Source organism: Pseudoalteromonas sp. SG43-6 (assembly GCF_014164365.1).
GTDB lineage: Bacteria > Pseudomonadota > Gammaproteobacteria > Enterobacterales > Alteromonadaceae > Pseudoalteromonas > Pseudoalteromonas rhizosphaerae.
Genome location: NZ_JACJEZ010000142.1, coordinates 1 through 904, shown reverse-complemented (window position 1 = coordinate 904; position 904 = coordinate 1). Strand labels below are relative to the sequence as shown.

The window sequence follows — 904 nt, the reverse complement described above, 5'->3', positions numbered from 1 at the left end:
TTTTAGCTTTATCACGTAAAGAGCCTAATGCGAGAAAGCGAATACGCCTGCTTGCTGTTTCATTATTCTTTGAGGGTGAAAACAGAACGAATATTGCTAAGCGGCTAAATACAGCGCGCGGCAGTGTCAATAAATGGGTTTCAAACTACCTTAATAATGGCGTTACTGGCTTGAACAACAAACCGATTAAAGGTCGTCCAGCTAAATTAACCTTACAACAACTAAACACACTGTCAGATTATGTAAAACAGTCAGCAAGTTCTTCAGAAGGAGGCAGACTAATGGGGGAAGATATTGCTCAGTATATTTATGACCAGTTCAACATAAGATATCACACCGATCATATTTACAAACTGCTCAAGAAGCGTGGGTTTAGCTGGATCACAAGCCGTTCTAAGCACCCAAAGCAGTCAAAAGAAAGCCAAGAGGCTTTTAAAAAAGTTCCAAGTGGAAACGATCCTTCACACCCCAGGACATCTCCCTTTAGATCGCATTGATGTGTGGTTTCAAGATGAAGCACGGTTTGGACAACAAAATCAAACAACACGCTTATGGGCTGAAACAGGCTCTAGGCCTCGCGCAACAAAACAACAGCAGTTTGAGTATGGATACTTATTTGGTGCAGTGTGCCCAAGTAATGGTAAAACAGAAGCGCTGATCAGCCCTATCGTCAATAAAGACGTCATGCGGTCGTGATCGTTGATGGCGCTGGTTGGCATACTATTGATACTGTAAAACCATTCAATAATGTCACGCTAATAAAACTTCCGCCTTACTCCCCGGAGTTAAATCCAATAGAGCAAGTATGGAGTTGGATACGGCAACACTGTTTATCTAATCGTGTGTTTAGTGGTTATGAAGAAATAGTCGAACAGGTTTCGCAAGCGTGGAATAAATTCATTTC

General features: G+C 41.8%; 1 pseudogene. It reads left to right on the top strand.

The annotated features are described in order from the left end of the window. A pseudogene (locus tag H5201_RS22490) lies at window positions 1-904 on the top strand (IS630 family transposase); the annotation flags it as partial.